At 58.0% G+C, this 23,901-nt stretch carries 17 protein-coding genes and 1 riboswitch; of the genes, 11 read left to right on the top strand and 6 right to left on the bottom strand.

Features of this window, described 5'->3' with window-relative positions; all coding sequences use genetic code 11:
* Window positions 1-11: 11 nt before the first annotated feature.
* The 5 genes from narJ to U3648_RS13645 form a co-directional block, all read right to left on the bottom strand.
* Complete coding sequence (gene narJ / locus U3648_RS13665; RefSeq protein WP_420859792.1) at window positions 12-716, bottom strand: nitrate reductase molybdenum cofactor assembly chaperone; 705 nt, start codon at window positions 714-716, stop codon at window positions 12-14.
* Window positions 716-2,239 (bottom strand): nitrate reductase subunit beta, encoded by a 1,524-nt coding sequence (gene narH, locus U3648_RS13660; RefSeq protein ID WP_420859791.1) that lies wholly within the window; start codon window positions 2,237-2,239, stop codon window positions 716-718. Before narH ends, narJ begins: the two co-directional genes overlap by 1 nt.
* 3 nt (window positions 2,240-2,242) lie before the next feature.
* The gene (locus U3648_RS13655; RefSeq protein ID WP_420859790.1) at window positions 2,243-5,965 is read right to left on the bottom strand and encodes a nitrate reductase subunit alpha; all 3,723 of its coding nucleotides are present in this window, start codon (window positions 5,963-5,965) and stop codon (window positions 2,243-2,245) included.
* Window positions 5,966-6,036: 71 nt separating this feature from the next.
* Entirely contained in the window at window positions 6,037-7,428 is a 1,392-nt protein-coding gene (locus U3648_RS13650; RefSeq protein WP_420859789.1) for a NarK family nitrate/nitrite MFS transporter, read from the bottom strand.
* Window positions 7,429-7,497: 69 nt separating this feature from the next.
* Window positions 7,498-8,910: an MFS transporter gene (locus U3648_RS13645; protein WP_420859788.1), complete on the bottom strand. Its 1,413-nt coding sequence runs from the start codon at window positions 8,908-8,910 to the stop codon at window positions 7,498-7,500.
* Window positions 8,911-9,162: 252 nt separating this feature from the next.
* Between U3648_RS13645 and U3648_RS13640 the strand changes: the two genes are divergently transcribed.
* From U3648_RS13640 to U3648_RS13615, 6 genes are all read left to right on the top strand, one after another.
* A complete protein-coding gene (locus U3648_RS13640; protein ID WP_420859787.1) occupies window positions 9,163-9,867 on the top strand; it encodes a helix-turn-helix domain-containing protein in 705 nt (234 codons plus the stop codon).
* 185 nt (window positions 9,868-10,052) lie between these two features.
* Window positions 10,053-10,155: riboswitch (SAM-I-IV-variant riboswitch) on the top strand.
* A 46-nt stretch (window positions 10,156-10,201) separates the two neighbouring features.
* Entirely contained in the window at window positions 10,202-10,804 is a 603-nt protein-coding gene (locus tag U3648_RS13635) for a hypothetical protein (protein WP_420859786.1), read from the top strand.
* A 273-nt stretch (window positions 10,805-11,077) separates the two neighbouring features.
* A complete protein-coding gene (locus U3648_RS13630; protein WP_420859785.1) occupies window positions 11,078-11,707 on the top strand; it encodes a hypothetical protein in 630 nt (209 codons plus the stop codon).
* Window positions 11,708-11,761: 54 nt separating this feature from the next.
* Window positions 11,762-11,959: a metallophosphoesterase family protein gene (locus U3648_RS13625; RefSeq protein WP_420859784.1), complete on the top strand. Its 198-nt coding sequence runs from the start codon at window positions 11,762-11,764 to the stop codon at window positions 11,957-11,959.
* Window positions 11,960-11,971: 12 nt separating this feature from the next.
* The gene (locus U3648_RS13620) at window positions 11,972-12,715 is read left to right on the top strand and encodes a hypothetical protein (protein ID WP_420859783.1); all 744 of its coding nucleotides are present in this window, start codon (window positions 11,972-11,974) and stop codon (window positions 12,713-12,715) included.
* Between the two features lie 57 nt (window positions 12,716-12,772).
* Window positions 12,773-13,687 (top strand): metallophosphoesterase, encoded by a 915-nt coding sequence (locus U3648_RS13615; protein WP_420859782.1) that lies wholly within the window; start codon window positions 12,773-12,775, stop codon window positions 13,685-13,687.
* Window positions 13,688-13,828: 141 nt separating this feature from the next.
* Here the strand turns inward: U3648_RS13615 and U3648_RS13610 are convergent, their stop codons facing one another.
* Window positions 13,829-17,164, bottom strand: coding sequence for a TM0106 family RecB-like putative nuclease (locus tag U3648_RS13610; RefSeq protein ID WP_420859781.1), 3,336 nt, complete (start codon window positions 17,162-17,164; stop codon window positions 13,829-13,831).
* A gap of 65 nt (window positions 17,165-17,229) precedes the next feature.
* On the opposite strand from U3648_RS13610, the gene U3648_RS13605 reads away from it, so the two are divergent.
* The 5 genes from U3648_RS13605 to brxC all read left to right on the top strand — a co-directional run bounded on the left by U3648_RS13605 (window position 17,230) and on the right by brxC (window position 23,892).
* Window positions 17,230-17,895 (top strand): hypothetical protein, encoded by a 666-nt coding sequence (locus tag U3648_RS13605; protein WP_420859780.1) that lies wholly within the window; start codon window positions 17,230-17,232, stop codon window positions 17,893-17,895.
* A 337-nt stretch (window positions 17,896-18,232) separates the two neighbouring features.
* Window positions 18,233-19,093 (top strand): BrxR family helix-turn-helix transcriptional regulator, encoded by an 861-nt coding sequence (locus U3648_RS13600; RefSeq protein WP_420859779.1) that lies wholly within the window; start codon window positions 18,233-18,235, stop codon window positions 19,091-19,093.
* Window positions 19,086-19,886 carry a hypothetical protein gene (locus U3648_RS13595; RefSeq protein ID WP_420859778.1) on the top strand — a complete coding sequence of 267 codons (801 nt, stop codon included), beginning with the start codon at window positions 19,086-19,088 and terminating at the stop codon, window positions 19,884-19,886. The genes U3648_RS13600 and U3648_RS13595 overlap by 8 nt, the downstream gene beginning before the upstream one ends.
* Window positions 19,874-20,434, top strand: a complete 561-nt coding sequence (locus U3648_RS13590; RefSeq protein ID WP_420859777.1) for a BREX protein BrxB domain-containing protein — start codon at window positions 19,874-19,876, stop codon at window positions 20,432-20,434. Before U3648_RS13595 ends, U3648_RS13590 begins: the two co-directional genes overlap by 13 nt.
* A gap of 14 nt (window positions 20,435-20,448) precedes the next feature.
* Entirely contained in the window at window positions 20,449-23,892 is a 3,444-nt protein-coding gene (brxC, locus tag U3648_RS13585; RefSeq protein WP_420859776.1) for a BREX system P-loop protein BrxC, read from the top strand.
* Window positions 23,893-23,901 lie beyond the last annotated feature (9 nt).

The following is a 23,901-nucleotide window of genomic DNA, read 5'->3' as shown; positions in this document are numbered from 1 at the left end:
CTTGGCCTCCGTTATTCCGCGGCGACGCGCGGGTCGGGGTTGATGGGCTGATCCATGCGGGTCAGCATGTCACGGACCTGCGGGCAGCCTGCGTTCGGGTCGGGGCCAAAGCGCACTTCGCTTTCCTCCCAGACCGCGTCGAGGGCCTCCAGATCGTTCGGGTCCACCTCGGGCTGGTCGAGAAGTTCCGCGACCGCCTCCTTGTCCGCTTTCGCGCCCGAAAGCTGCAAAAGGGCGGCGAACACGGCGGCATAGGGGCTTTCACGCCGGGCAAGCCGGGCGCTGAGAGCCTCGAAGATATGCGCCGCGTCCGCCAAGGTTTCCTGAGCTTCACTGTGGGAACGCGTGGCCAGGAATTCGAGAAGGACCGGAAGGTGATCCGGCAGTTCCGAGGTGACAGGTTCGAACCCGCCATCCCGATAGGTTTCCAGAAGCGACACCATCGCCCCGCCCCGGTCCCGGCTTTCGCCGTGAACATGTTCAAACAGGTTGAGCGAGAGGGTGCGTGACCGGTCGAAGAGCATCACGTATTGCTCTTCGATGTCATAGATGTCGCGCCCGCTCAGCTCCTCCACCAGCGGGCGCAACGCCCGGCGCGCGGCGGCGGTCAGCCGGGTGTCGGCGGCAAGGACGCCTCCGATTTCCGGCATGGCCTGCTGCAATTCGCGCGTCGGGTAACTCAGGATCAGCGAAAGGGCTTTCAGGGTCCGGTCCATCACATCACCTCCGTCGGCATTTTGAGGGGTTTCTTGGAACCGCCGAACAGCGATCCCTTGGAGATGCCGGTCGAACAGCCGTTGCTGTCGGTAAACCCGCATCCGCCGCGCAGGTCGTAGGCATCCTCGACCTGTTCACGGTGAGTGGTCGGGATCACGAAGCGGTCCTCGTAATCCGCAAGCGCCATGATCTTGTACATGTCTTCGATCACCCGACCACTCAGGCCGACGCCTGCGGCAACGGCTTCGTCATTGACCCCATCCACGGTTTTCGCCCGCATGTAGGCCCGCATCGCCAGCATCCGTTCAAGGGCGGCAGCGATGGGCGCCTCGTCCCCGGCGGTCAGCATATTGGCCAGATAGCGCAGCGGGATACGCAGGGACCGCACGTCCGGCATGGCGCCGTCGCTGCCGATCGCGCCCGCCTCTGCCGCGTTCTGAATGGGCGACAGCGGCGGGATGTACCAGACCATCGGCAATGTCCGGTATTCGGGGTGCAGCGGGAAGGCGACCTTCCAGTCCATCGCCATTTTCCAGATCGGGCTTTCCTTGGCCGCCTTGATCCAATCCTCGGGCACGCCCTCGGCCCGGGCCGCGGCGATCACCTCGGGATCGTTTGGATCAAGGAAGACGCCAAGCTGCGCATCGTAAAGGTCGGTCTTGTCCTCGACCGAGGCCGCCTCGGCGATCTTGTCGGCGTCATAGAGCATCACGCCAAGATAGCGGATCCGGCCGACACAGGTTTCAGAACAGACCGTCGGGTTGCCCGATTCAATGCGCGGATAGCAGAGCGTGCATTTCTCGGATTTGCCGGTCGACCAGTTGTAATAGACCTTTTTGTATGGACAGCCGGACACGCACATCCGCCAGCCCCGGCATTTTTCCTGATCGATCAGGACGATCCCGTCCTCTTCGCGCTTGTAGATCGCGCCCGAGGGGCAGGAAGCGGCACAGGCCGGGTTCAGGCAGTGTTCGCACAGCCGGGGGAGATACATCATAAAGGTGTTCTCGTATTCCCCGTAGATCTGTTTCTGGATGCCTTCGAAATTGTAATCCTCGGACCGTTTGGCAAATTCACCGCCAAGGATTTCCTCCCAGTTGGGGCCCTTTTCGATCTTCTCCATCCGTTCGCCGGTGATCTTCGACCGGGGGCGGGCCGTGGGGAAGGCCTTCATCTCGGGCGCCGATTTCAGGTGGTCGTAGTCGAAATCGAAGGGTTCGTAGTAGTCGTCGATTTCCGGCAGATCCGGGTTGGCGAAGATATTCGCCAGGATGCGCCACTTGGCGCCCTGCTTGGGCTGCAACTTGCCCGACTTGGTCCGCACCCAGCCACCGTTCCAGCGATCCTGATTTTCCCAGTCGGTCGGGTAGCCGGTGCCGGGTTTCGTCTCGACGTTATTGAACCACGCGTATTCGACGCCATCGCGGCTGGTCCAGACGTTCTTACAGGTGACTGAACAGGTGTGGCAGCCGATGCATTTGTCGAGGTTCAGCACCATGCCGATTTGTGCACGTACTTTCATGGCTTATGCCTCCTTTCCGGTGGCTTCTTCATCAAGCCAGTCGACGTTCTTCATCTTGCGGACCACGACGAATTCATCGCGGTTCGATCCGACCGTGCCGTAGTAGTTGAACCCATAGGATTGCTGCGCGTAGCCGCCGATCATATGGGTCGGTTTCAGCGTGGCGCGGGTGACGGAATTGTGGATACCGCCGCGGTTCCCGGTCTTTTCGGACCCGGGCGTGTTCACGATCTTTTCCTGCGCGTGATACATGAAGGTCGTTCCGTCCTTCATCCGCTGCGACACCACCGCCCGCGCGGTCAGCGCGCCGTTGACATTGTACAGTTCGACCCAGTCGTTATCGACGATCCCGGCCTTCTTGGCGTCATTTTCGGACAGCCAGATCACAGGCCCGCCCCGGTTCAGCGTCAGCATCAACAGGTTGTCGGAATAGGTGCTGTGGATGCCCCATTTCTGGTGGGGGGTGATGAAGTTCAGCACGAGGCTGTCGCCCGCATCCTGCACGTCCGCGTTGATCGTCTTGAGGTCAACCGGCGGCCGGTAGGACATGAACCCTTCGCCAAAGGCCCGCATCCACAGGTGATCCTGATACAGTTGCTGGCGTCCCGTGAGTGTGCGCCATGGGATCAGTTCGTGGACGTTGGTGTAGCCCGCGTTGTAGCAGACCTTTTCGCTTTCCAGCCCCGACCATGTCGGCGACGAGATGATCTTGCGTGGCTGCGCGGCAATATCGCGGAACCGGATCTTTTCGTCTTCCTTGGGCAGGGCAAGGTGGGCGTGTTCACGACCCGTGGCCTTGGACAGCGCCTCCCATGCCTTGACCGCGACCTCGCCGTTGGTTTCCGGCGCCAGCATCAACACCACCTCGGTCGCGTCGATGTCGGTGACGATCTTGGCGCAGCCCTTGGCGGGTCCGTCTTCCCAGACGCCGTTCAGATCGCGCAGGTGCTGCACCTCGTGGTCCGTTTTCCACGCGATCCCCTTGCCGCCATTGCCCAGCTTGTCCATCAGCGGCCCAAGCGCGACGAAGCGGTCGTAAAGCGCGGGGTAGTCCCGTTCGACCGCGATATAGTTCGGCGCGGTCTTGCCCGGGATCAGGTCGCATTCGCCCTTCTTCCAGTCCTTGACCTGATCCTGCGCCAGTTCGCCGGGCGTGTCGTGCAGAATCGGCAGGGCGACGATGTCGGTCTCCTTGCCAAGGATCTCTGGCGCGACTTCCTGAAACTTTTTGGCGATGGCCTTGAAGATTTCCCAATCGGATTTCGACTCATAGGCCGGGTCAACAGCCGCCTGAAGCGGGTGGATGAACGGGTGCATGTCGCTGGTGTTCAGGTCGTTCTTTTCATACCAGCTGGCCGTTGGCAGCACGATGTCGGAATAGACCGCCGTGGTGCTCATCCGGAAGTCGATGGTCACCAGCAGGTCCAGCTTGCCGCGCGGGGCGTCGCTATGCCACTTGGCTTCCTTCGGCAGTTGCCCGCCTTCCTCGCCCAGATCCTTGCCCATGACCCCATGATCGGTGCCCAGCAGGTGCTTGAGGAAGTATTCGTGCCCCTTGCCGGACGATCCCAGAAGGTTCGACCGCCAGACAAAGAGGTTGCGCGGCCAGTTTTCCGGCGCATCCGGGTCCTCGCAGGACATCTCCAACGCGCCGGACGTCAGCTGTTCGGCGACAAAGGCGGGGATTTCCTTGCCCGCGGCCTTGGCGGCCTTTGCGACCTCCAGCGGGTTGGTCTTGAGCTGCGGGGCCGAGGGCAGCCAACCCATCCGTTCGGCCCGGATGTTGTAGTCGATCATCGACACGTCCCAATCGCCCTCGGGTGCGGTGGGCGACAGGATTTCCCCCGCCGTCAGCGTCTCGTAGCGCCACTGGTCGGTATGCGCATACCAGGCGCTGGTCGAATTCATGTGGCGCGGCGGGCGCCCCCAATCCAATGCAAAGGCCAAGGGCAGCCAGCCGGTTTGCGGCCGCAGCTTTTCCTGTCCGACATAATGCGCCCAGCCGCCACCGGACTGACCCACGCAACCGCACATCACCAGCATGTTGATGACACCGCGATAGTTCATGTCCATATGGTACCAGTGGTTCATCGCCGCGCCGATGATGATCATCGACTTGCCGTTGGTCTTTTCGGCGTTCAGCGCGAAGTCGCGGGCGACATGGGCGATTTTGTCGGCGGAAACGCCGGTGATCTTTTCCGCCCAGGCCGGGGTGCCCGGCACATCATCGGAATATTTCGTCGCGACCCAATCGCCGCCCAAACCCCGGTCCAACCCGTAGTTGGCGCAGAACAGGTCGAAGACCGTGGCAACCATTTCCGTCTTGCGGCCAATCTTGATCTTCTTGACCGGCACGTTCTTGGTCAGGATGTTCGGGCGTTTGTCCCCGGTCGAGAAGGACTCGGTCGCATCGGCGCCGAAATAGGGAAAGTCGATCCCCACCACGTCGTCGTGGTCCTCTTCAAGGATGAAGGACATCGACAGGTCGGTGTCCGCCTCGGCGGCGCGGGTTTCAAGGTTCCACTTGCCCGCCTCGCCCCAGCGGTAGCCGATCGACCCGTTCGGGCTGACCAGCCCGCCAGAGGTGCGATCCCAAGCGACGGTTTTCCATTCCGGGTTGTTCTTTTCGCCCAGCTTTCCGGTCAGGTCATCGGCCCGCAGGAACCGGCCCGGCACCAGTTGGCCGTCCTTTTCCTCGATCCGGACCAGCATGGGGAAGTCGCTGTATTTGCGGCAGTAATCGGTGAAATATTCGGACTGGCGATCAAGGTGGAATTCCCGCAGGATCACGTGGCCAAAGGCCATCGCCAACGCGGCATCCGTGCCCTGCTTGGCGTTCAGCCAGACATCGCCGAATTTGGCGGCTTCGGAATAGTCGGGGCAGATCACGGCGGACTTGGTGCCGCGATAGCGGGCCTCGGTGTAGAAATGCGCGTCCGGGGTCCGGGTCTGGGGCACGTTCGACCCCCAGAGCAGCAGATAGCCCGCGTTGTACCAATCGGCGCTTTCCGGCACGTCGGTCTGTTCGCCCCATGTCATCGGGGACGCGGGGGGAAGGTCGCAATACCAATCATAGAAAGACATGCAGACGCCGCCCAGAAGCGACAGGTAACGCGACCCGGCAGCATAGGAGATCATCGACATGGCCGGGATCGGCGAGAAGCCGAACACTCGGTCCGGGCCATAGGTCTTGGCGGTATAGGCGTTGGCGGCGGCCGTGATCTCGGTCGCTTCGTCCCAGCTGGCCCGGACGAACCCGCCCTTGCCGCGCGTTTCGACATAGCCATTGCGCAGGACCGGGTCGTTCTGGATCGCGGTCCAGGCCTCGATCGGGGACATGGTTTCGCGCATCCGTCGCCAGACCTTCAGAAGGCGGCCCCGGATCAGCGGGTTTTTCACCCGGTTCGCGGAATAGAGATACCAGCTGTAGGACGCGCCGCGGGCGCAGCCGCGCGGTTCATGGTTGGGCAGGTCGGGCCGGGTCCGGGGATAATCCGTCTGCTGGGTTTCCCAGGTCACGATCCCGGACTTGACGTAGATCTTCCACGAACAAGATCCGGTGCAGTTCACCCCATGGGTCGAGCGGACGATCTTGTCGTGCCGCCAGCGGTTTCTATAGGTGTCTTCCCAGTCGCGGTTTTCGCGGGTCGTCTGGCCGTGGCCGTTGGAAAAACGGTCCAGTTCCTTAGACGAGAGGAAGTTCAATCTGTCGAGCAGGTGGCTCATCTCAACTCTCCTTGGGGTGTCGGCGGCCCCGCGCGGTTGCCCGCGCAGGACACATGGCGTTCAGCGGGTGCTCAGCACGAGACCGGCGCGTTCTTGCGGCTGTAGAAGATCCAGGTGATCACGACGCAGAGGATGTAGAAGATCAGGAAGCCCCAGAGCGCGCCGTGCGGCTGACCCGTCATGCCGATCGAGGTCCCGTAGGCCTTGGGGATGAAGAAGGCCCCGTAGGCGGCGATGGCGCTGGTGAAGGCGATGATCGCGGCACTTTCCCGTTCGGTCGTGCGCTGGATGTCCGCCGGGTTACCGTTGGGCATCAGGCGGGGGATTTCCTTTTTCATGATCGAGGGGATCATCTGGAAGGTCGAGGCGTTACCGACACCGGTCAGGAAGAACAGCGCCATGAAGCAGGCGAAGAAGCCCCAGAAATTGCCGGCATAGTCACCCGAGGGCAGGAATTGCAGCACGCCCCAGACCGCGACGATCATGCCCAGGAAGACCCAGAAGGTCACCCGGCCACCGCCGAACTTGTCCGAGACCCACCCGGTTGCGGCCCGGCTAAGCGCGCCGACAAGCGGCCCGAGGAAGGCATAGGACAGCACGTTCACATCCGGGAACTGCGTCTTCATTAGCAGCGGGAAGCCCGCGGAATAGCCAATGAAGCTGCCGAAGGTGCCGGTGTAGAGGATGCACATCACCCAGTTGTGGAACCGCTTGAGAATGCTGAGCTGGTCGGCTAGCGATGCCTTGGCATCGGCGATGTCATTCATCCCGAACCAGGCCGCGATGGCGCTGACAAGGATAAAGGGCACCCAGACGAAACCCGCGTTCTGAATCCACAGCTGGCTGCCGTCCGACAGGGTGACGGGCGCGCCGCCGATGGCACCGAAGACACCTGCGGTGATGACCATCGGCACGACGAATTGCATGACCGACACGCCAAGGTTGCCAAGGCCCGCGTTCAACGCCAGCGCGTTGCCCTTTGTGGCCTTGGGGTAGAAATAGGCGATGTTGGCCATGGAGGACGCAAAGTTGCCGCCGCCAAAGCCGCACATCAGGGCTAGGGCAAGGAACATCGCATAGGGGGTTTCCGGGTTCTGAACCGCGAAACCGATCCCAAGCGCGGGAAGCAGCAGCGAGAGGCTGGACAGTGTCGTCCATTTCCGGCCACCAAAGATCGGGATCATGAAGCTGTAGAAGATCCGCAGCGTCGCACCCGACAGCCCCGGCAGGGCCGCCAGCCAGAACAGCTGCCCGGTGGAGTATTCAAACCCGATCGCGGGCAGTTTCGCCACGACGACCGACCAGACCATCCAGACCGAAAAGGCCAGAAGCAGGTTCGGGATCGAGATCCAGAGGTTGCGGGTTGCGATGGATTTGCCCTTGTCGGCCCAGAACTGCGGGTCTTCGGGGCGCCAGTCGATCAGGGTGTGCCCCTGCTGGCCGGATGTTGCGGTGATCGCCATTGTGATGTCCTCGCGGGTTGGCGTTTTCTGTGTGGGGCGGCCAGTTCGCCGACCGCCCCGTGTATCGGCCTAGCTGGCCGGATGTTGCGTGGTCTTGGTCCGGGCGATGGCCTGAAGCCCTTCTTCGAGGGCGGCGTTCGCGCGTTCGGCCTTGGCCCGCAGCGTGTTGATGTTCGCGGCGGCGAAATTGGCGCGCTCTTCGTCTTCCTGCCGGGTCGAGAAGCGGACGAAGAAGGCAAGGAAAGAAGCGCAGGTGACGATGATCCCGAGGATCAGGAAGGCCTGGCTCCAGTCGATCATGTTCTTGAACAGGAAGCCCGCCAGAACCGCCCCGGCATTCCCCCCTGCCCCGACCACGCCGGCAACCGCGCCAAGGGCCTTCTTGTTGATGAAGGGAACCACCGAGTAGGTCGCGCCTTCGGACATCTGCGTGAACAGCGAGAAGACGATCAGCGCCGGCAGAGCCAGGAACAACACCTGCATCTGACTGAACACCATCAGCGCGCAGCCTTCGAACAGCAGGCAGATGAACAGCCAGAAGCTGCGGCCCCGCAGCCCCCAGAGTGCGCCGAAGTTGTCACCGAAGATCCCGCCCAGCGTGCGGGCGAAAAGGTTCATCAGGCCGAAAGAGGCAGCGACGAAACCGGCGGCGATCAGGCTCAGGTCGAAGTAGTCGGCGAAGTAGAGGGCGGCCACGTTGTTGACCGTCAGTTCGATCCCGAAACAGGCCCCGTAGATCACGAACAGCACCCAGACCCTCGGGTCCTTCAACGCCTGCATGTAGTTGCCCGTGACCTTCTTCTTTTCTTCCATCATGCCCTTGGCGCGCAGGTCGTCAAAGTTGCCGTCCGGCGCATCCTGCGTGAGGAAGTAATAGGCGATCCCGATCAGGAAGATGATGACGCCGACGACGACCATGGACAGGCGCCAGCCGACCGCCTCGGAGAACCCAAAGCCCACAACAAAGACCGAGAACAGAAGAGGCATGACAAACTGCGTGACACCGCCGCCAAGGTTGCCCCACCCGGCCGAGGTCGCGTTCGCCTGGCCCACCACATTCGGCGCGAACATCACGCTGGTGTGGTATTGGGTGATGACGAAGGACGCCCCGATCCCACCGATCAGAACCCGGAAGATCAGGAAGCTTTCAAAGTTCCACGACAGGCCGATGCCCATCACCGGGAAGGCACCGAGGATCAAAAGCCATGTATAGGCCTTCCGGGGCCCGATCCGGTCGCACAGCCAGCCGATGAACAGCCGCGCGAAGATTGTGATCGAGACCGACCCGATAATGGCCCAGCCGATCTGATCCTTGGTCAGTTGCAATTCGTCCCGCACCACCGCCATCAGCGGCGCGATCCCGAACCATGCAAAGAAGCACGAGAAGAACGCGAACCACGTCATGTGGAATGTTCTGATCTGCGGCATCCTCACGTTAAGGAAATTCGACCACAATGCCGTGGCCTTGTTCTGTAGTTCCATCTCTGTCCCTCCAATTTCAGGCGAGTCATGCGCCTCTCTTGGGTTGGGACCGTGATGGGGGACATGGGGCACCCCGTGTTTGATCTGGATCAGATTTTCATTTTTTCCCCTTAAAATAAATGACTTACAGAAATTCATCAACCAAACGGCAGCGACTCATCAAACCGAGCGCATAAACCTGTCAACTCGTCGCTTGACAAATATCAATCAGGAGACGCACCTTGGCGACCACGGACCTGGGGATGTCAGCCAATGCCAAAATCATATTATGACGACGTGCGTCGGCTGCATCTGTTCGAAAAAATGTCGCGGGACAAGTTCGACGACCTGATGCGCGGGTCCTACGTTCAGAACTTCCCGCCCCAAATCGACATGATCCACGAAGGCGAAACCAGCGATTTCCTGCATGTCGTCCTAAGCGGCGCCGTCGAACTGTTTTCAAGCTGGAACAACCGCGAAACCACCATGGCGATCATCCGTCCGATTTCCACATTCATCCTTGCCGCGACGATCAAGAATGCCCCCTATCTGATGTCCGCCCGGACAATCGAAAAAAGCCGGATCGCCCTGATCCCAAGCCAGGACGTGCGCGCCGCCTTTGACGCGGACAATGATTTCGCGCGGGCGATCGTGACCGAGCTTGCCCAATGCTATCGGGGCGTCGTCAAATCCCACAAGAACGTCAAACTACGAACGTCTCTGGAACGGCTGGCCAACTACCTCTTGCGACAGTCCAACAGCAACGGCAGCGCCCTGCAATTCGACCTGCCGTTCGAAAAGCGGACCCTGTCGTCCCTTCTTGGGATGACGCCGGAAAACCTCAGCCGAGCCTTCAAGAGCCTTTCGCTCTATGGGGTCTCGGTCGACGGGCGGCGGATCATCATCGGGGACATCGAGGTGCTTCGGGCCTTCGCGAAACCCAATCCGCTGATCGACGGTGTCCCCGCCCAAGAATAGGATTTCCAGGGCAAGACGACGAAATGACCGGCATCATATGGTAGGATGGCGGAGGGAATCGAACTGGTCGCGAACTCTCTCCGATGGCGATGTCATTTACTGCGGATTCTTTCGAGAAGATGCGGGAAGAAATACTTCGATTGGCGTTCGCCCATTGAAAACCGGCGCGACTACACATACGTTTAAAAGTGCATCAAGAGTGAGGCTATGCCTCCGCCAACCTGCCAAACCCGGCAAGGTGGTCGCCCGAAAGGGGATGCGGCCAGATCGGCAACTAATGGGTTGGCCTCATCCACAAGCGATTGTCCTGCCGGTCTCGAACAAGGAGACCGCAATGATTACACGTCGAGATTTCATCGCCACAACTGCCGCCACTGCGTCTAGCCCATTGGCTGTGCATGCCGCAGGGGAGCAAGACACCCGCTCACCCCTGAAAGCCCAGCCACGGGTACGGACACTGTTTACCAAACAAACCGGTGACGGTCGGCTACTGCTCTTTAGCGACGGCCCTGAGACGCCATCGAAACTGATCAAGCCAGAGGCTCTTGAGCGGGCATTCGGCCCAGGCACCGATCTCGTCCTGCAACAACCGGATCATTGGCGTATGATCGAAGAAGGCTGGTTTGCGAAAGAGGATCTCTACGAGCCAACCGAGTTCGAAGATCCCGCGTTTCGCATTTGGCATGCAAACTACCGGCCCGAAACGGAAGCTCACGACCTTCTGTACGATCTTTTCAGCGACCAAATCACCGGCCCCTTGGGCGCCCGTATCCCGGACGTAGGGCTTGAACTGGGAGAACACCCGAGCACACCGAGATACGCGACGGCCAAGCTTGATGGTGACTGGTGTCTGCCTCACCTCAGGGCTGAAGTCGCTGAACGTACAAATTGGGTTGTCATCGACGTCGGCAACGCCTTCGGCGAGGTGGAACGATGACCTGCTGTGTACGAAAAGGGACCCTGCCCCCGCGGGCGTTGTGCATTTGCGGAAGCTGGGACGTCGAGATGATCTGGATGCACGGCTTGACCGATGGCCACAAGTGCAACCGATGTGGGCGGGCCTGGAACGAAGAATACGACATCGAGATACGGCCTTCCGATCTCAACTGGGCCCATCTCCCGGCTGTAGGCGCCGCCAAGTACGCCAGACAGCAAGGCTGGCTGCCTGAACATTGAAATTCTGAGAAGATACAAAAATTCTGGAGAAACCATGATGTCAGAAGATTTCGATCTCGACTTCAGACCCAAATCCTACTGGGGCCCACAGAGCCTGGCTTCCTACTTCGGAAGCCACATCACCGGAGAACTTCGAAGGCAGGCAGCCAAGAATGAGGCCGCTTCTGGATCAGACCTCGCCGTGCCCACCGAACCAACGCTCGATAGCACGGCCCGATCAATACAAGGTTCAATCCATCCCTGGCTCATGGGCGGGGAGTATCTTCCCCCTCTCCGCCCGGATGAAGTGGAGATAGCGCGGGTCACCTTGCGATCGGTAACGATGGACGTCTTTTCGATCAGGGCGCGGCGCTCTGGGGAACGGATCTATTTCCGACTGGTCGATGAATACATGGAGCAGGAACCGCCAGAACGTTTCACCGTGAAGCCGCGCTGGGCCAAGAGCCCACTGTCGATGCGGCAGGTCATAGCTATCATCGACGAAAACGGCCTCATCGATGACTACAGAGATTTGAACTTCGATGGGTCCAATGCCGACGAAATCTTCAATTTTGCGACAGCGTCCTCGGAGTTTTACCCCGAGCTCGCAGCATACTTCGATCACCAAAATGAAAAATGGCTCGAAGAGCAAATCAGACAGTCTTCAGACGATAACGACGAATGAGAAGCGCCATTCAGGGTGCTGAGCAGAAACCAAAAATAAGGAAAGGAACGTTGGATGCACGATATAAGTCCTGACATTCACGGCCAGGCAGGAAAACTCAAAATCGCACTGAGCAATCTCGGCTACGTCGAGGGAAACGGAGCCTGGCGTCACAGCCAACCGAAACGCCACGTCATTAATATCATTGATTTCATTGACTTCGGCCTCGACAATCGGGAGCTCATTCGAGCCAATCGTTTTGCGTGTGAATGAAAGGATTAGCAGATGACATTTATCGAAGAGTTTTCTGAAATCGAGGCACTGCTTCTTCCTGATAGTGATGACGAGGATGCGGGCACTTCGGCATACAAGGACGAGGAGATCGACCGCCTTCCGGTCATCGCGCATGAGGTCGCTGAGTATGAAAATGAGATTGACGACTCCCCACATCACTCATGGCGCTCTGAACGCTCGCTTCTAGTGGCAGAGGTCCCTGATCGCGCCGATTGCTATGCGCTTCTGGAGCTGGATTGGGATGATAACTGGGGAACATGGACGTGGTCCTGTGAAGCCGTTGTCGAAGGCGCACCCTCACGCAAAGCCGCAGCAACCGCGATGCTGGAAAGATATGCGAGGGAGCGGCTCTCGAACAGCGGCGGCGGAGCCTATCAGGCGTTCCTGGAAAGCCTTCTTCCACCGCCGGAGACTGTCGAACCTAACGAACTGGTTTCGAAACTTATTCAGGAAGCTCAAGGTCTCATTGATGCTGAAGAGTCTTCGGGGGGCGATGACTTTCCGGTGGAAACTGAACTGCGCGAAAATGAGCAGGTTGTCTGGGTTGCCAGCACCTTCGATGGATTCGCTCTGGTCAATGTTTTTGAGGTGCGCTGCGCCTCGCAACCAACACAATTTGTCGCGCTGTCGCACTCTGATGGTGGGGTGGTATTCCGATACGATGGTCCATGGGCAAGTCTTGAAGATGCGCAAAGAAGCTTCGCCACCGAAGAAGGCTGGACGATTGTAAAATGAAATCTTCTAAGAAAGTGCCACGGGGTGCTTTGAGCAGCAAAAGAGGCGCAGCACCGTATGTATGACATCATCCCTGACATTCATGGACAGGCAGGAAAACTAAGAGGGGCTCTCCGCAATCTCGGATACTCCGAGAGGCGCGGTGCGTGGCGGCACAGTGACCCGAAGCGTCATGCGGTCTTTCTAGGTGATTTTATTGACCGTGGACCCGACAATCGGGAGGTGATCCGCATCGTTCGGGGAATGATCGAAGCCGGCGCTGCGTCCGCTGTTATGGGAAACCATGAACTGAACGCGATACATTTCCACACCAGAGATGAGAACGGGCCGCTCAGGGCTCACTCTGAAAAGAACATGGCTCAGCACGCGTCATTTCTGAAGGAGTTTCCATTGGGGTCATCAGACGCCCGCGAAGCCATCGCCTGGATGCGAACCCTTCCTCTTTTTCTCGAGTTCGACAGTTTCCGGACGGTACATGCGTGCTGGAACGAAGCAGGCATCCAAGAATTGAAAGCACTGACCAGGAACGGCGTCATGTCAGAGGATCAGCTGATCAAGGCCGCGGACAAACGGCATGCGCTGTTCGAGCTTGTCGAAACCGCTCTCAAAGGCCCTGAACTTCAGCTGCCCGATGGCTTCTTCTTCGTCGACAAGGGTGGTCACGAGAGACGAGAGGTTCGCAGGAAGTGGTGGGACGGAAAGGCGGTTTCATGGCGCGACATCGCAATCTCGGTGCCAAACCCAGAACAACTACCAGACCGTGAACTGCCTGACGATGTTTTGACCTCCGCCTACCCGAGCGACGCAACCCCCGTATTTTTCGGCCACTACTGGATGACGGGCAGCCCGCTTCTTCAGGCTGAGAATGCACTTTGCCTCGACTATTCCGCGGGACTCGATGGGCCCGTCGTCACCTATCATGCTCGGCCAGGACAGAATTCCATTTCGCTCGAGCACCTTCGGGTACATTAGCGGCCTCTTAGCCCAACAAATTTGCATTGTCCGCAACATCGCATCAGCGATGTGGGCCCGGTTCATCGCTCAAATCGACATGTTGAGTGCAATTCCGCGCGACGAATGGAGCGCGATAGCAAATAAGATTGATAGGCTGGTTTATTCCCCCTGCCACTGGGGCAGAGCGCAAAGCGTATTCACCAGCTGCATTTGCTCGACAGTGGTGCATTTTGCCTCACGCAATCGCGGCGCACCAAATACCAGCGCGAGCCCCTTGGCACGTGACACAGCGACATTGATGCGGTTCAGCGAGAACAGAAACTCCATCCCGCGCGAGGTTTCTTCGGCGGAGGATGCGGTCATGGAAACCAGGCAGACCGGTGCCTCTTGTCCCTGAAACTTATCGACGGTGCCGACACGCACGCCGGATGGAAGCGCATCCCGCAAAGCGTTTACCTGTGCGTTGTATGGGGCGACGACGATGATGTCCGTCTCGCGCATCGGCCGCGTGCTGCCGTCCTTCTCCGTCCAGCTTCCACCAAGAAGCTTGGCGACGGTTCCTCCAATTGCGACGACTTCTTCCTGTGCGATCTGTGCATTGCCCTCATGCGGGACCGGCACCCAGAAAGCTCCGGCTTCGGGGAGCGCCGTGCCTGTCACGCACTGGTTAGCCGTATCAGGATGGCTGGTCAGTCGGCCTTCATACACCTGTTCCGAGACAAACCGACAGACCTCCGGGTGCAAGCGCCTGGATGTGGGAAGGAAAATGCCCCGGTCGGCTGGAACCGTCGCATGCTCACCGAGCATCCAATCCAGGCACGACAGGTTCGCAGGCTTGGGATGCGCACCCTGGATGACCTGCGGCAACTGGCGTGGGTCGCCCACAAGCACGATGTTTCGCGCGGCACGCCCCATGGCAGCCATGTTGGCGAGCCCAACCTGGCCAGCCTCGTCCACGAAAAGCCAATCAAAGGCCTGCACGTTCTCGTCGCGCGAAAAGAACCAAGCGGTGCCGCCCACGACATGGGCTTCTGATAGCGCAGGGTCGTCGTTTGCCTGCGCGCGGGTGATCCCGGAAAATCCGTCGGGATACCCATCCTCACCGCCACCGACCTTGTGCGCCAATTCGGCATTTTCCAACGTGATGTCGGGATCGTCATCCTCGAGGGCGAGAAGACAACCCATCAAAACATTGCGGATCGCCTCGTGACTGTTCGAGGCGACTCCAACGCGGAACCCTTGGCGGACAAGGGACAGGATCGCGCGGGCGCTGACATAGGTCTTCCCGGTGCCGGGTGGTCCCTGGATCGGCAGGACCGTTTCATCCATGTCATTCACCACGGCGATAGTGCCCGTTACGGGGGCTACCACGCCCAGAAGATCGCCCCTTGGGCCAGAGCGCAGACGCGGTGCAGCGCGCGACAGCAGGTCGTCCACCGCCGTGTACCGGCGCGCGTCGCACTGATCGTCGATCACATCACGCAGGGCATTTGCAATGACGCCCGTCTGGATCGGCCAGTCCGGATGCAGTGTCAGCTGGTCCCCAAGAAGGTCGGCCTTGCCGGGACCTGCTTTGACCGTGATCTCACGTGCCCGCCGATCCATGGATTCGATGCCGACCGTTGTCGGGGGACTGTCGAATACGGGAACCGTCGCCTTCTTGCCGCTCCGAAGTTTCGTTTCCTGTTCGGGATAGGTGTATCGGCGCGCGAAGGATCGCTTGACGGGTTCGACAGGACCAGCTGCCTCAAGCCCTCCAAGCGCATCGAGATCGTCAAGCAGATCATCTTCCTCCTTCGCTGCGCTATCGAACACGGCCCATTGCGCGGGCTTCGCCTCGCGGCTGTGAAAGACGCCGAGGTTGAACAGCATATCCTGCCGAGCCTCCGGCAAGCCTGATGCTGCCAGCAGTTTGCGCAGAGCTTGCGTGTCGGCATCTTCTTCAACCTCTTTATCGCCTGCATCCGGGGCAAGTGTCGGCCAAGGGCCGGCGGGGCGGATGCCTGCCAGCCAGTCGCGCAATTCCTCAGTGGAGATACAGTCGATGCGGTTGTAATCCTCGATCTCGTCCAGAATCTGCTGGTCCTGCGTTTCGCGCCAGCGCTCATACGCCACGACCGAGCCACCCGCCGTCTTGACCTCGCCGTCGCGCTTGCGATCATAAAATACCTCCATCGATTTGATGGAATAGTTCGGTTCCGATCCGATCAGCCCGCCGCGCACGACGGCGAACAGATCTACGAAGCGGCGTTCCCTCAACAACCGGTCGAGGAAAGCCTCACCGATCCCATATTTCGTGGTCAGGCGTTTGAGCGCTGTGATCTCGTATGGCGCGTAGTGATAGATGCGCGCAGTGGGGTATTGTGAAATCCGCTCACGAAAGAACGCCAGCAAGTCCGACAATGCCCGCGCTTCGGCATCGTGGTCATGTGCCCAGAACGCCTGGAACCGCCCGTCGAACCAGATGCCGTGCAGGTATTCGAGGCCGCCCTCGTAGTGTGGATCGCCTTCAATGTCGTAGAACAGGTCGCCCGGCTGCGGTTCCGGCAACAGGTCGAAGCCCTTGCCAGGCTCAGGTGCCCGTAGTTCGAAATCTGGCTCCCCGGTTTTGCGGGCCTGCTGCAGGCGGGCCTGAGTGACCAAACGGGCCTGGGTATTTTCGGCCATTCCGCGCACTGGGTGATCCAGCGTCGAGAGAGCCTCCAATGTGTGAACACCCGCGGCTTCTAGCTTTTTCACCTGACCACGACTGATGTTGGCGACATTGAACAAGCTGTCTTCGGCCTGCCAGACGCTGTTGCAGTGATCAGCCCAGCGGCACAGACCGCAATCAGCACATGGCACCGGGCGTGTTGGCTGCGGATCGGCGACGAAGGCTTCCAGCCGATCACGCGCCATCCTTGCGTAGGCCGCGTAATCCGCCAGGCGCAGCGTTGCGCGGGTGCCGTCGCCCAATTCCACATGGGCGAATTCAGGCGCCACACCTTGAACTTCCGCCAACAGATCAGAGTACAGGACCAACTGGAGCACATGTTTGGGATCGGCCTTACGCTTCAGTTTGGTATCTGCGACTTCATAGCTGAACGGTCCGAGTTCGGATGGCGTCTCAACACGCTCCAGGAAGTCGGACCAGCCGCCCCAATTGCCAGACAAAAACGCGCCCTGAAACACAACATCCGGACCAGCGGCAAGCGCTGCGCGCGTTGCCTCGGCGTTTGCGCCAAGATCACCACGCTCGATTTTCATCACGGTGCAGCCAGCGTCCTCAAGGTTATCGAGATGCGCCATCTCATGTGCGTCGCCCTGTTTTTGAAGAAGCATGGCATCCTCAGTATCCACGCCAGGCTTAGGTCCTTCGCCGCGCAAATACATGAGATCAAGAGCCGTTGCGTGTGCACAGCCCGTGAAACGCATCAAATCCGACGCTGAAAACAATAAATGGCTTTTGAACTTCCGCACCTGCCTGTGAACCCTTTGCTCCTGAAATTGTCTCATCGACAGCTCACACTATGGGGAATAGCATTGTTAAATCAAAGAAATCTCGGGAGCCGGGCTCGCCAATGACAAAAGCCATCGACCACGCCGCATTAAAAACCAAACAACGTGCCATTCGAGATGGCTTTCCTGAAACCATGGGATTACGCGTCCATCGCGCGATTAGTTGGATCGGGCGTGGTGAAGCCTGCAACGACGATGATGACGCACGCTTCATATTTCTTTGGATTGCTTTCAACGCGGCCTACGCAGACGAACAGGAATTTCAGTCCATAGCGCCGGGTGAACGCGCAGCATTCTTAGATTTTTTTGGAAGGCTCGACCAACTCGACAAGGACAGGCGAATCTACCACGCGCTTTGGCAGCGATTTTCAGGTCCAGTGAGGATGCTCATGGAAAACCGCTATGTGTTCAATCCGTTTTGGCAGCATCACAATGGGATCGATGGGTTCGATAATTGGGAGGAAAGATTCAAGGCTTCCGCCAGATCCTTCGCGCAGTCCTTCCAAGCTGGTGACACAACCCGAGTCCTGAGCTTTGTGTTTGATCGCCTCTACGTCCTGCGCAACCAGCTCGTTCATGGTGGCTCAACCTGGAACAGCAGTGTCAACCGGTCTCAGGTTCAAGACGGCGCTGAAATCCTTGGGTTTCTTATGCCTGTATTCGTCGACATTATGATGGACAATCCCGATGAAGATTGGGGTAAGCCGTTTTATCCCGTCGTCGAATAGGTCCGATAAGGCGGGAGCCGCGGGAAACGCCGGACGATAGGCCGGATCGAGCTCGGCAGTGGGGGGATGGCGGCGAACCCGTCGGAGCCAACCAAGCCGGCTCGAGTTTTCGCCCGGCCGCGCGGCCGCAAAGCGGCGGCGATATTCGCAGGCATGCCGAGGAAGAGCGGGCTCAGCACGCCCGCTTCTCCAGTTGCGGTCCAGTCCTGTTCATTCGAGCAAACCCCCGAAAGATCGCGGGATTTCGATTGAACCCGACACGACTCCCCGCTACCGTGCGGTCAGCACAAAAAATGGTTGCGTACATTAATCATGCGCGCCGAGTCGGGAGTGCGAAGTGGATAACGACAAGTCGGAGCTTCGTTGGGGAGTCGCGCAGCGCCTCGAGTTCATCGAGTTCCGATTGTTTTGGGAGGGGCACGTGAACCGGAGTGATTTGATGGAGCAGTTTGGACTATCGGTGAACCAAGCGTCCGCCGATCTGAACCGCTATATCGGTATAGCGCCGGACAACATGGTCTACGACAAGAGTGCGCGGACGTATGTCCGAGGCCCCGAATATGCCGCACAGTTCCTGAAACCCGATGCTAGCCGCTACCTTGCGCAGCTTCGCTCTTTGGCTGATGGCCTCATGGACAGCGACGACGCGTGGATTGCTGAACTACCAGCCTATGACGCCGCGCCCACTCCGGCCCGTGGTGTGAACCCCGTGACACTGCGATCTGTTGTCGGTGCAATCCGACGCTCTGAGGCGATCGAGGTGAAGTATCAGTCCCTCTCGCGCCCGGAGCCGAGCTGGCGGTGGATCGCGCCTCACGCCATTGGGTTCGATGGCTTTCGATGGCACACCCGGGCGTTCTGTAGAACCGACGAAGTCTTCAAGGACTTCCTGCTTTCGCGCATCCTCCAGACGCGCGGTGTAGAAGCCAGCGGAGCCACCGATGCGGCCGATGCCGAGTGGCAAGAGCACGTCACGCTTGAGATTGCTCCCCACCCTGAACTCTCCGAGAACCAGAAGAAGGTGATCGCGCTTGACTATGGGATGCGCGGTGGCAGGGCGAAAATCAAGGTTCGACGCGCTCTGCTATACTATGCTCTGAAACGTTTAGGACTCGATACCGATCCAGGCGCCAGGAAACCGCAAGATCAACAGATCGTATTACTCAACCCATACGCCACAGGCATTCACAATGAATAACAGATCTGACGCATACAACGAGGAGGCGAACCTCCAGATCTACGGGTTTAGTGGTGAAACAGGCGGTGCGCACGCCTCTCGCACAATCATGGTCGACGAACTCCAAAGGCTTTTTGAAGTAGTTCAAGACCCTTTTGCTGCACGTGATCAATACCGAATGGCGATTATTGAACAAAATGCACTAGGAAAGAGATCTGACAAAACACGAATGCTGACATATCGACACCTTTCTGATCTTTACGGACTTGATTCCAGCTTGTTGGTGTTTCGCGGTCTGAGGTTCTTTTGGGGGAGAGAAGTCGACGGTCAAGCTCTGCTTGCACTTCAGTGTGCGTACGCGAGGGATGCCCTTTTAAGATCGTCAGCCCCCTATATTCTCTCGACTCCCGAAGGAACTACCATTTCACGCGAGTCAATGGAAACGCACATTGAAACTGTTTTTCCGAACCGATTCAGCGCAGCGACGTTAAAATCAACAGCACAAAATCTAAACTCATCTTGGACCAAGGCTGGGCACCTTTCCGGTCGTGCCGTGAAAATCCGCCGCAGGGCAAATCCAACGCCGGGAAACGCCGCGTATGCTGTTTTTCTGGGGTACCTAGCGGGATTAAGGGGGCTCTCACTTTTTGGCAGCCCCTACGCTAAGCTTCTAGACTGCAGCGCGGAGCGGTCACTTGAGTTAGCACAACAAGCTGCACAAAAAGGATGGATTAGCGTTAACCATATCGGCGATGTCTTCGAAGTTTCATTCCCAAATCTTCAGCAACATACTGATAGGGAATGGCAGCGATGAGCCGAGTGAAACGCCTTATCAAGTCCTACTCGCAGTTCATCTCAGTACCTTGGCGAGACGACGCCGCTGCGGCACAGCGAGTGGTCTTTTGTGTTTATCATGAGACTGAGGAGCGCGCGCTGAGGACCAAAATTGATGAGTTCGAACTCGCTTCCCGACAAGCTGGCCACGATTGGTACCTTCATGATCTTACGGACACATTCGCAGAGTGGTTGACGTCACAGCGATATGCAAAATCATATTTCGAAAAACCAGACTTACTGGCGACAATATACCCTAGGTACTTAGATCACCTTGCGAAAGATTTTGAGCGCCGAATATCAGAGCTAAAGCCACCTCAGAACTTTGTTATTGCGATCTCTGGTGTTGGCAGTTTGTTTGGATTTGTAAAAGTCAAAGATGTCGTGGACCGCTTGGCCCCCATGGTTTCTGGCAGGCTCGTAATATTCTTCCCCGGAAGTTACGAGGAAAATAACTACCGGCTTCTCGACGGCTACGATGGCTGGAATTACCTCGCCGTGCCCATAACAGCTGACAAAATTTTCTGAGAAAGAGACCCTGAATGCAACTCCGCTCGCTCTATCGGCAAGACCCATCCGCCCGTAAACTCGTCAACGAAGGCGTCGCCAACGTCAATGATGGCACGTCGTCTCTCGCTAGAGATGTTCTGCGTTATGAGCTCGAGACCTTTGTATGCGACGGGCAGTATGGCTCCGGTATGGCGCATATCCTTGATACTTATCTGAAAAACATTGATCAGGCGCAGCAACCTGCTGTTTGGGTCAGCGGCTTCTACGGATCTGGTAAATCCCATATGGTTAAGATGCTGCGCGCACTTTGGATGGACACCACTTTTGACGACGGCGCGACAGCGCGAGGCATAGCAGACCTACCTCAAGAGGTTCGCGATCACCTTAAGGAATTGACGGTCCAGTCTCGTCGCTATGGCGGCCTTCACGCAGCTTCTGGAACGCTAGGGGCTGGCGCCAGCGGCAGCGTACGCCTCGCTCTTCTTGGAATTGTGTTCAGATCTGTCGGTTTGCCGGAGCAGTATCCTCTCGCGCGGTTCGTAATGTGGTTGAGGAAAGAGGGAATAGAAGACCGGGTTCGCGCTCACATAGAAGCCGGCGGCTTTGACTGGGAGGAGGAGTTGGCAAATTTCTACGTCGCAGAAGGTCTTCATGCGGCTCTTATCGAAGCCAAACCGCAACTTTTTGCCTCATCCAATTCTATGGTTGATGCTCTTCAAAACACCTATCCGAATGTTCAGGATGTATCCAATCAGGAAATGATCTCCGCCATTCGCGCCGCAATTTCACGCGAAAACAAACTTCCTCTTACCCTGGTTGTACTCGACGAAGTGCAGCAGTTTATCGGCACCAGCGGTGACCGAGCGATCGAAGTGCAAGAAATGGTCGAAGCAGTCGTCAAAGACGAAAGCCTTGGCGGCAAACTCACCTTTGTCGGAACCGGTCAGACCGCGGTCACTGGTACGCCCACACTCGCAAAGCTCCAGGGTCGCTTCACTATCCGCATTGAGCTTTCAGACACGGACGTCGATGCTGTGGTGAGGCAAGTTATTCTTGCCAAAACGACTGAGGCCTCACCCAAGATTGAAGCCATGATGCAGGAGAACCTAGGTGAGATATCAAGGCATCTGAGTGGAACTAGCATTGGCCATCGGCAAGATGACGTTGCTTTCTTTGCGCAGGACTATCCAATCCTTCCAGTCCGTCGGCGCTTCTGGGAAGCGGCCAATCGAGTTCTGGACGCATCAGGCACCGATAGTCAACTTCGCAACCAACTAAGCCTTATTCATAAGGCGATCAGAGAAAGTGCTGATAAAGATGTCGGGTTTTCGGTCCCTGCGGATTTCCTCTATTTTGATGGGGCAGATAAGCTTTTGCAGGCGAGGATCCTGCCACGAAAGCTGCACGAAAAGACCATGTCTTGGATACATGGTAGCGAGGATGAAAAATTAACCGCTCGCGCCTGTGGTGTTGTGTTTCTGATCAACAAAATCAGTAGCAGTAACTCTGAAATTGGGATCAAGGCGTCGATTGACACAATCGCGGACCTGCTAGTCGAAGATCTTCCAACGGGCTCTTCGGAGCTACGAAGCAAACTTCCCAAGCTGCTCGACGTATGCGACCTTATCATGCGCGTGGGCGATGAGTATAGAATTCAGACAGAAGAAAGCTCGGCTTGGAACGACGAATTCCTCAGTCAGAAAGCTACGCTGGCGAACCAATCCCATCGAATCGAAGCAGAGCGCGATGACCTTATCCGGAAGAAATTTGGCGCTCTCGTCGGGCGTGTGTCGCTGCTTCATGGCAACTCAAAAGTGACACGGGATGTGAGCGCGATCTTCGATCCAACGCTTCCGCCCGATGCCAACAAGAGGATCTATGTATGGATACGTGACGGCTGGGCAACTGATGACAATTCCGTTCGCGCGGACGCTCGTCAGGCCGGCAATCAATCCCCCACTGTATTTGTCTTTATTCCCCGACGCTCTGCAGATGATCTGCGGAACAATATTCTCGAGTTCAAGGCGGCTAGTGCAACTCTTGATAAGCGTGGCGCTCCAGATACCCCAGAAGGCAAGGAAGCGCGCGGCGCAATGGAGACCATACGTCAGGTTGCCGAAGCGAAAATCAACGAATTGGTCTTGGAGGCCATGTCCGGCGCCCGCGTGTTCCAAGGAGGAGGCAATGAGCTGACCGGGGATGGGCTACAGGCAACAGTTACTGAAGCCGCTGAGAACTCGCTCACCAGGCTCTACCCCCAGTTTGCGGTCGCAGACAATACCGGCTGGTCCAAGGTGTATGATAATGCCCACAAGGGAGCGCCGGACGCCCTGAAAGCAGTCGGTCATGAAGGGGAACCTGAAAAGAATGCAGTCTGTAAAGCCGTCCTATCGTTCATCGCTGGAGGAAAGAAAGGGACGGACATTCGTGATCATTTTGAGGGTCCGCCGTTTGGCTGGTCACGGGATGCGGTCGATGGCGCACTGCTTGCCCTTCTTGTTTCCGGGTTGATCAGAGCAGAGGATGAACAACACCGCGCTTGCGATGCAAAAAAATTGGAGCGCAAATCGATTGGCAAGGCGTCATTTATTGTCGAAGCCACGACCATCTCGACACCTCAGCGCATTCAAATTCGAAAGGTTCTTCAGAAGGTCGGCCTTACTGCGAAACAAGGTGAGGAACTTTCGTCAATTCCCCAGTTTGTTCAAAACGTCACGGACCTCGCCAATCGCGCGGGCGGTGACGCTCCAAAACCGAAGACGCCCGAACTCTCGTTGATCGATGATATCAGACGTGCCTCCGGCAACGAGCAGCTCTTGTCCATCTATAACAGCAGAGACGAGCTCACATCCTCAATCGATACCTGGACTCTCCAGGCCAACGAAATCGACACTCGGTGGCCCAGCTGGGAGACCCTGCGACGACTTGCAGAAAGGGCCAATGGCCTGACTGATGCTGATGTTCTGCGGACACAAGTTCAGTCGATCGAGGATCAGCGTCAATTGTTGACTGATCCGGATCCCATGAAACCGCTGGTGGCGAGTTTCACACAGATGCTGCGTGACGAACTTAATCGTCTCGTTGAGGCTTACAAACAACAGCACGAAGCTGGAATGGCGAAGCTAAAGGCCGACGACAACTGGCAGAAACTTCAGCCGGAACAACGCAACCGTCTTCTCGCAGAACAGAAACTCACCAACAGTGACATGCCGGAAGTCAAAGTCGGCAGCTCTGCTGAAGTTCTTCAGACGCTGCAGACTTTGACTTTGTCCGCGTTCGAAGACCGGGTGAAGTCGCTCTCATCCCGTTTCAATGAAGTGCAGACCCAGGCGGCGGAGATGATGGAGCCAACGGCCAAGACCATCCACCTGCCCAGCCGCACGCTGAAGTCCGAGGCAGACCTCGAAGCATGGCTCGAAGAAGCCCGCACTGACCTTGCCGCAGCCCTTGCCCAGGGCCCCGTGATTATTCGATAGGACGCCTGT

Source organism: Marivivens marinus, from assembly GCF_035969385.1.
Lineage (GTDB): Bacteria > Pseudomonadota > Alphaproteobacteria > Rhodobacterales > Rhodobacteraceae > SELP01.
Note: the sequence above shows the minus strand (reverse complement) of the source record. Positions and strands in the feature narration are given on the sequence as shown.

Bases quoted from the DNA above. Each gene is read 5' to 3' on its own strand.
- narJ (WP_420859792.1), bottom strand. From the start codon at position 716: ATGGACCGGACCCTGAAAGCCCTTTCGCTGATCCTGAGTTACCCGACG.
- narH (WP_420859791.1), bottom strand. From the start codon at position 2,239: ATGAAAGTACGTGCACAAATCGGCATGGTGCTGAACCTCGACAAATGC.
- U3648_RS13655 (WP_420859790.1), bottom strand. From the start codon at position 5,965: ATGAGCCACCTGCTCGACAGATTGAACTTCCTCTCGTCTAAGGAACTG.
- U3648_RS13650 (WP_420859789.1), bottom strand. From the start codon at position 7,428: ATGGCGATCACCGCAACATCCGGCCAGCAGGGGCACACCCTGATCGAC.
- U3648_RS13645 (WP_420859788.1), bottom strand. From the start codon at position 8,910: ATGGAACTACAGAACAAGGCCACGGCATTGTGGTCGAATTTCCTTAAC.
- U3648_RS13640 (WP_420859787.1), top strand. From the start codon at position 9,163: ATGCCAAAATCATATTATGACGACGTGCGTCGGCTGCATCTGTTCGAA.
- U3648_RS13635 (WP_420859786.1), top strand. From the start codon at position 10,202: ATGATTACACGTCGAGATTTCATCGCCACAACTGCCGCCACTGCGTCT.
- U3648_RS13630 (WP_420859785.1), top strand. From the start codon at position 11,078: ATGATGTCAGAAGATTTCGATCTCGACTTCAGACCCAAATCCTACTGG.
- U3648_RS13625 (WP_420859784.1), top strand. From the start codon at position 11,762: ATGCACGATATAAGTCCTGACATTCACGGCCAGGCAGGAAAACTCAAA.
- U3648_RS13620 (WP_420859783.1), top strand. From the start codon at position 11,972: ATGACATTTATCGAAGAGTTTTCTGAAATCGAGGCACTGCTTCTTCCT.
- U3648_RS13615 (WP_420859782.1), top strand. From the start codon at position 12,773: ATGTATGACATCATCCCTGACATTCATGGACAGGCAGGAAAACTAAGA.
- U3648_RS13610 (WP_420859781.1), bottom strand. From the start codon at position 17,164: ATGAGACAATTTCAGGAGCAAAGGGTTCACAGGCAGGTGCGGAAGTTC.
- U3648_RS13605 (WP_420859780.1), top strand. From the start codon at position 17,230: ATGACAAAAGCCATCGACCACGCCGCATTAAAAACCAAACAACGTGCC.
- U3648_RS13595 (WP_420859778.1), top strand. From the start codon at position 19,086: ATGAATAACAGATCTGACGCATACAACGAGGAGGCGAACCTCCAGATC.
- U3648_RS13590 (WP_420859777.1), top strand. From the start codon at position 19,874: ATGGCAGCGATGAGCCGAGTGAAACGCCTTATCAAGTCCTACTCGCAG.
- brxC (WP_420859776.1), top strand. From the start codon at position 20,449: ATGCAACTCCGCTCGCTCTATCGGCAAGACCCATCCGCCCGTAAACTC.